Origin of the sequence: Paenibacillus sp. P3E, from assembly GCF_001909045.1 — a bacterium.
GTDB classification, from domain to species: domain Bacteria; phylum Bacillota; class Bacilli; order Paenibacillales; family Paenibacillaceae; genus Paenibacillus_AQ; species Paenibacillus_AQ helianthi.
Genome location: NZ_LVWH01000040.1, coordinates 1 through 7512 on the forward strand (window position 1 = coordinate 1; position 7512 = coordinate 7512).

General features: G+C 53.2%; 5 protein-coding genes and 1 rRNA gene. All 6 read left to right on the top strand.

Annotated elements, in window-relative coordinates:
* A partial coding sequence (locus A3842_RS06010) for a glycoside hydrolase family 38 C-terminal domain-containing protein (protein WP_178382303.1) occupies window positions 1-1027 on the top strand: 1027 nt, incomplete at its 5' end.
* A gap of 32 nt (window positions 1028-1059) precedes the next feature.
* Window positions 1060-2379 (top strand): glycoside hydrolase family 125 protein, encoded by a 1320-nt coding sequence (locus tag A3842_RS06015; protein ID WP_074100773.1) that lies wholly within the window; start codon window positions 1060-1062, stop codon window positions 2377-2379.
* Window positions 2380-2444: 65 nt separating this feature from the next.
* Window positions 2445-3443, top strand: coding sequence for a glycoside hydrolase family 130 protein (locus A3842_RS06020; RefSeq protein ID WP_074100774.1), 999 nt, complete (start codon window positions 2445-2447; stop codon window positions 3441-3443).
* An 85-nt stretch (window positions 3444-3528) separates the two neighbouring features.
* Window positions 3529-3717, top strand: a complete 189-nt coding sequence (locus tag A3842_RS06025; RefSeq protein ID WP_143186171.1) for a hypothetical protein — start codon at window positions 3529-3531, stop codon at window positions 3715-3717.
* 27 nt (window positions 3718-3744) lie between these two features.
* Window positions 3745-6495, top strand: coding sequence for an alpha-mannosidase (locus A3842_RS06030; RefSeq protein WP_074100776.1), 2751 nt, complete (start codon window positions 3745-3747; stop codon window positions 6493-6495).
* 697 nt (window positions 6496-7192) lie between these two features.
* Window positions 7193-7512, top strand: a 16S ribosomal RNA gene (locus tag A3842_RS06035); the annotation flags it as partial.

Below are 7512 nucleotides of genomic sequence, written 5' to 3' on the forward strand. Positions count from 1 at the left end.
CTGGGAGACCCCGCACTACCGCCTGACGTTCAATGAACGGGGCGAAATCACCAGCCTGTTCGACAAAGCGGCCGGCCGGGAAGTGGTGCAGCAGGGCGGACGGGCCAACCAATTCCACTTCTTCCATGACCGTCCGACACTCTGGGATGCCTGGGATATCGACAGCCGCTATGAAGCCCAGCCCGCTGGCGAGGCCGAGCTGGTGGAGAAATACGTGCTTCACTCCGGCCAAGTCCGGGATGTGCTGAGATTCCGCTGGACGCTGGGCCAGTCGCTGATCACCCAGGATCTGATCCTGTATGCCCATGACCGCAGAATCGATTTCAAGACCCATGTGGACTGGAAGGAAGCCCATAAGCTGCTGAAGGTCGGCTTCCCGGTCGATGTGGTCGCAGACAAAGCGACCTATGAGATTCCTTTTGGTGCGCTGGAGCGTCCCACGCACCGCAATACCAGCTGGGAACAGGCGCAGTACGAGGTCTGCGGACACCGTTTTGTGGATGTATCCGAACATGGATACGGCGTCAGCCTGCTGAATGACTGCAAATACGGCTACGACATTCAAGGCAGCACGATCCGCCTGTCCCTGCTGCGTGCGCCGCAATGGCCGGACGCCACTGCGGACCTCGGCGTTCATGACTTCACCTATTCGCTCTATCCCCACCCGGGCGATTGGCGGAGTGCCCATACGCTGCGCAAGGCCGCGGAGCTGAATCATGAGGTGCAGGTCACCGCAGCCGAAGGGGACCAGGGTTCTATACCGTCCACAGGTTCTTTCATCCGCTTCAATGGGCAGCATGTCGTGCTCGACACCGTGAAGCCATCCGAGGACGGTCAGGGCTGCGTGCTGCGGTTCTATGAATCCGCGGGCGGACGGGAAACCGTGACGCTGGGCTGGAATCAGCCGTTCAGCGAAGTGTACCGGTCCAATGCGCTGGAGGAGAAGCTGGAGCCTGTCGCCCATCACCCAGGTGAATTCGAGCTGCACTTTGCTCCTTTTGAGATCCAGACGATTTACGTGAAATAAACGACTATTCGAATAGAAGGAGTGTCCCTTCCTTGGAACAATTCAGATTACCGAAAATCCCGATGCCGAAGCTCGAACTGCCGCAAGCCGTACAAGAGGTGCTGGCCGAGGCAGAAGAGAAGCTGGCCCACCGGCCCAAACTGCTGCAGCTGTTCAAAAACTGTTTTCCGAACACCCTGGAGACCACGACGAAGCGGATGGAGGATGGCACCACCTTTGTCATTACCGGAGATATCCCGGCCTCCTGGCTGCGCGATTCGGTGGAACAGGTCATCCATTATGTGCCGCTGGCCAAAAACGACCCGGATCTGCAGCGCATCATCGGCGGCTTGATCAAACGTCATATCCAGTACATCCACATCGATCCGTACGCCAATGCGTTTAATGAATATGCCAATGACTGGCACTGGAACACCACGGACGTGACCGAGATGTCCCCGTGGGTCTGGGAGCGCAAATTCGAGATTGATTCCCTGTGTTTCGTGGTGCGGCTCGCGTATACCTACTGGCAGGAAACCGGGATTACCGACTTCTTCGATGCAGAGTTCAAGTCTGCCCTGCGTACGATCCTCGAGGTGTTCAAAAAAGAGCAGCACCACTTCGAGCAGTCGCCGTACCGCTTCACCCGCAACAACGGCATTCCGGAAGACTCGTTGCGAAATAACGGACTTGGCATGCCGGTGAACTATACCGGGATGATCTGGTCCGGGTTCCGTTCCAGTGACGATGCCTGTGATTTCCACTACAACATCCCCGGCAATATGTTTGCCGTTGTCGCCCTGCGGCAGATGCAGGAATTCGCCGAGTGGGTCTTCCGGGACATGGATTTGTTGGCCGAGCTGAAGGCGCTGGAGTTCGAGGTGGATCACGGCATCAAGCTGTACGGGATTTACCGCCATCCCGAATTCGGGCCGATCTATGCGTACGAGACCGACGGCTTCGGCAATTACTGCCTGATGGATGATGCCGGCACCCCGGGGCTGATCTCCATTCCGTACCTGGGCTATTTGAAGAACGATGATCCGGTGTATCAGAACACCAGACGGTTTGCGCTCAGTACAGAAAATCCGTTCTATTATGAAGGAACCGCAGCCAAAGGCATCGGCAGTCCGCATACACCGAAGAACTATATCTGGCATATGGCCTTGTCGATGCAAGGGATCACGGCAGACACGAAGGAAGAGAAGTTGGCGGTGATTAGCATGCTGGAGGCAACGGACGCCGATACCGGCTTTATGCACGAAGGTTTCCATGCGGACGACCCCTCCGTGTTCACCCGCAGCTGGTTCGCCTGGTCGAACAGCCTGTTCTCCCAACTGATCTGGCGGGCGATGCAGGAAGGAATTCTCTAAGTGATTTCAGGTACGGATGACAAGATGGAGTACATTACTTTTTTAGACGATAAGGAGACATGAACATGAGTACGATTATTGGAGAAAATCTGTCAAATATCCCTTGGGAGGAGAAGCCGGCAGCCACTAGCGCACCTGTATGGAGATATTCGGCCAATCCGATCATTCACCGGGATGCCATCCCGAACTCCAACAGTGTGTTTAATTCGGCGGTCGTCCCCTTTGGGGAGGGTTTCGCCGGTGTCTTCCGCTGCGATTCCAAATCGGTCAGCATGGATATCTTTGCAGGCTTCAGCGAGGACGGCGTGAACTGGACCATCCAGCATGAACCGATTGTTTTTCAAGGGGACGAAGAGGTCATTAAACGGGAATACCGCTATGATCCCCGGGTCTGCAAGATCGATGACCGTTACTATATTTCCTGGTGCAACGGCTATCACGGGCCGACCATCGGACTCGCGTACACCACCGATTTTCAAACCTTCCATCAACTGGAGAACGCCTTTCTGCCGTATAACCGCAATGGCGTGCTGTTCCCGCGGAAGATCAACGGGCATTATGCCATGCTAAGCCGTCCAAGCGATACCGGGCATACTCCGTTTGGAGATATTTTCTACAGCGAAAGTCCGGACCTTACCTTCTGGGGCAAGCACCGCTATGTGATGGGCACGGTGAATGGAGATGCCTCCGCCTGGCAGTCCAAGAAGATTGGCCCCGGTCCGATTCCGATCGAAACCAGCGAGGGCTGGCTGCTCATCTATCACGGCGTAATCAACACATGTAATGGATTTGTCTACCGCATGGGCTGTGCGCTTCTGGATCTGGATCAGCCGTGGAAAGTAAAAGCCCGTTCGCGCAATTATATTCTGGGGCCGGAAATGGTGTACGAATGTATGGGAGATGTGCCTAATGTGACCTTCCCTTGCGCGGCTTTGACCGATTCCGCGACAGGACGGATTGCGATCTACTACGGGTGTGCGGATACGGTTACGGGCCTTGCTTTTACCACCGTGGATGAATTGCTTAAATATATGAGGGAGTTCCCTTTGGAGATTGAGGAATAGTATCCGTGAACAGTAACAGGGCGGTAACATTAAGGCATAATCATGGCGACAGGATTTGAACCTGCGGCTCCTTGCTCCCGAAGTAATGGGGCGCATGCCATTCCGGGTGGTTCCAGAATATGGCCTGGAAGTGCTGGAGGCCCAGCCCCGAAGCGATTCTGCAAGGAACAGCTTCCGGCTGGAGAAAGAACGCTCCATACTGTTTGCCGCAGACAAGCAGGGGCAACGGACATCCGTGTACAGAGCGGGAGAAACTGCAGTCACAATACATTGAGCAAGATTTAAGGGAGAGATGGGAGTCATGACGAAGAAAAAAACCGCGCATATCGTTTCCCATACCCACTGGGACCGGGAATGGTATTTGCCCTACGAGAAGCATCATGTCCGTCTGGTACAGCTGGTGGATGCGCTGCTAGATAAATTGGATAACAGTACGGCCTTCCGCAGCTTTTATCTGGATGGCCAGACGATTATTCTGGAGGATTATCTGCAGGTCCGCCCCGAGAACAAAACAAGGCTGGAGCAACATATTCGTGATGGTCGGATTCTGATTGGCCCGTGGTATATTTTGCAGGATGCTTTCCTTACGAGCGGTGAGGCGAACGTGCGCAATATGCAGATCGGCCATCAGGATGCATTGAAATACGGAGACCCGTCCAAAATCGGCTATTTCCCTGATACCTTCGGTCTCGTCGGCCAGACGCCCCAGCTCATGCTCCAGTCCGGCATTAAGAATGCCTTCTTCGGCAGAGGAGTGAAGCCTACCGGCTTCAATAATACCGTATCCGACGGCGGCTATGAGTCTTCGTTCTCCGAGCTGATCTGGGAAGGGCCGGACGGGTCACGCATTCTCGGCATCCTCTTCGCTAACTGGTATTCCAACGGGAATGAAGTTCCGGCGGACGAGGTTGCTGCGCGTGAATTCTGGGACCGTAAGCTGGCCGATGCCGAAAAATATGCCTCCACTGGTGAGCTCCTGTTCATGAATGGCTGCGACCATCAGCCGCTTCAGCTGGATTTGCCGGAGGCGATTGCCACCGCGCAGACGCTCTATCCCGAGGTGGAGTTCGTTCATTCCAACTTCCCGGATTACCTGGATGCGCTGAATGCCGATCTGGAGCAGGGTGGACGTGAACTTTCAGCGGTTACAGGCGAGCTGCGCAGCCAGCGGACCGACGGTTGGGGCACACTGGTAAATACTGCTTCGGCACGTGTGTATTTGAAGCAGATGAATCAGAAGGGCCAGACTATTCTTGAAAAAGTAGCCGAGCCGCTAGCTTCCATTGCAAGGCTTGCCGGCAAAGACTATCCGCATCATCTGTTCACCTACGCCTGGAAGACGCTGATGCAGAACCATCCGCACGACAGCATCTGCGGCTGCAGCGTGGACGAGGTGCACCGCGAGATGGTGACCCGTTTTGATAAAAGCCGTCACGTAGCAGAAAGTATCATAGAAGACAGCGCCAGATTTATCGCAGAGGCTGTAGATACCTCTGTTTTTGAAGGCACCCCGGAAGATATGCAAGCTGTTCCTTTTGTGGTGATGAACACGACAGGCTGGAGCCGCACAGGGACTGTCAGTGTCGAACTGGACGCAGCCCGCTTATACCTTCGCGAAGGCTTCGGCCTGGAGGAGACCTCCCGCAGAATGAAGGAATTCAATCTCTCTGGCCGAGTATTGCTGGATGACAGCGGTAAGGTATTGGCTTGCACCGTGGAGGATCTGGGCCTGGAATTCGGCTACGATCTGCCGGACGACAAGTTCCGCCAGCCGTTCATGTGCCGTAGAGTAAAAATCACCTTCGAAGCGGCGGACGTTCCTGCACTCGGACTACGTGCTTATGCATGGGCAGCACAGCAGGAAGCAGCAGCTCCCAAGAAGGCCTCACTTATTAGCGGTGAGCATGTTCTGGAGAATGAAGCAATCCGTGTCGAAGTTGCCGGAGATGGCTCTTTCAGCCTGCATCACAAGCTGAGCGGTGTGCTTTACCGTGATCTGGGCATCTATGAGAATACCGGAGACATAGGGAACGAGTATATGTACAGACAGCCGGATGGCGAGATTCCTTTGACTACCAAAGGGCTGAATGCTGTCCTTACTGTGTTTGAAGATACTCCTTACCGGGCTTCTGTTGAGATTAAGCATGCTTGGGAGGTTCCAGCTTCGGCAGACGCCACTTTGAAAGAGGAGCAGCTCGCACTGGTATATTATCCGGAGCGTAAAGCTCAGCGTAGCAGTGACACCGTGATTCTGGAACTGCGTACTGTCATCTCGCTGGAACGTACAGGTAAGGGAGTACACATTGAATCCACGATCAACAATGTCGCCAAAGATCACCGTGTCCGGATGCTATTCCCTACAGATCTGCAGACCACGGTGCATCATGCTGATTCTATGTTCGAAATTGCCAAGCGGGAGAATGAACCAGCAGTAGAGTGGCAAAATCCAAGCAATACCCAGCATCAACAGTCTTTTGTGGATGTGAGCATTGCTGAAGCTGGCATGACTGTAGCTAATCTCGGTTTGAATGAATATGAAGTGCTACGGGACGGACGCAATACGATTGCCGTTACCCTGCTTCGCAGTGTAGGCGAATTAGGCGACTGGGGCTGGTTCCCGACGCCGGAGGCGCAATGCATTGGCGAGCATACCGCCCAGCTAATGCTGATTCCGCATAGTGGAGATGGCATCACTTCAGGCGCGTACGCCGAAGCATACCAATTCCAGGTTCCATGGACCATCTTCCAGACGGGTATCCATACCGGGACAATCGCTTCGGCTTATTCACCTTTGAGCTGGAAAGGCACAGAAGCCGCATTTTCTTCTATGAAAATGAACGAAACTACCGGAGACCTTCTGCTTCGCTGGTACAACATGAGCGGCTCACACGCGCAATTAGATCTACAATTGTCACTTCCTCATGAACATCTGTATCGCACAAGCATATTAGAAGAGAGAACGGCTCCGTTGCCGCTTTCAGGAGATACCCAGCATCAGCTGGAACTCGGACCCTGCGAGATTGCCACATTCGGTATTCATCTAAGAGCTTAACTATAATATGTTAAAAAGATCCCCCGGTGCTTCCCTGCCGGGGGATCTTTAAAAGTTCAGTGTGTAAATCTGATACACGCTCACTTAATATCAAACATTATTACCCTCGACAAGAGAGGGAGTTCTATATCTCTTCCAATTCAGAGGTTTCCATCCCATTCGTGAATCGCCTGCTGCTTGGCTTTGTTGGAGCGGCACTAGTGAGTATTCCAAGGCCAGTAGAGCTTTCTATACCATTTGCCATTGAGACTCCGTATGTATCGCGGCGGATGTAGCGTCTCATTCCAAACAGGAATGATTAAGCGGAAAATGGGCATCATACTGCATGGATGCCGACAATGGAGAAAGGTTGTACAGTGGGATATAATTAGCGATCTACTGGGCTACTAGAGTGAATTATAGAACATTGAAAATAAATGCTTGCAATGAAACTCTGTACATGGTATATTCTTATTCCGGCCATGAAACATCAACGCCGAGCTCGAAAAGAAGTTGAAAAAAAGAGCTTGCATTACTCGGTCGAACGTGATATATTATAAGAGTTGCTGGTGACGAGATAATCGGCGCCGACGACGAGCTTGATCTTTGAAAACTGAACAACGAGTGAGTGGGGTTTCACGCAAGTGAGATCCAAAAATAGAGAATATTTTATTCTCGTCAGATGTTTCAAAATGAGCAATCGCTCTTTCTAAATACCAATTTGGAGAGTTTGATCCTGGCTCAGGACGAACGCTGGCGGCGTGCCTAATACATGCAAGTCGAGCGGAGCTTATCCTTCGGGGTAAGCTTAGCGGCGGACGGGTGAGTAACACGTAGGCAACCTACCCTCTAGACTGGGATAACTACCGGAAACGGTAGCTAATACCGGATAATTCCTTCACCCTCCTGGGCGAGGGATGAAAGGCGGAGCAATCTGCTACTAGAGGATGGGCCTGCGGCGCATTAGCTAGTTGGTGGGGTAACGGCCTACCAAGGCGACGATGCGTAGCCGACCTGAGAGGGTGAACGGCCACACTG

Bases quoted from the DNA above. Each gene is read 5' to 3' on its own strand.
- A3842_RS06030 (WP_074100776.1), top strand. From the start codon at position 3,745: ATGACGAAGAAAAAAACCGCGCATATCGTTTCCCATACCCACTGGGAC.
- A3842_RS06025 (WP_143186171.1), top strand. From the start codon at position 3,529: ATGGGGCGCATGCCATTCCGGGTGGTTCCAGAATATGGCCTGGAAGTG.
- A3842_RS06020 (WP_074100774.1), top strand. From the start codon at position 2,445: ATGAGTACGATTATTGGAGAAAATCTGTCAAATATCCCTTGGGAGGAG.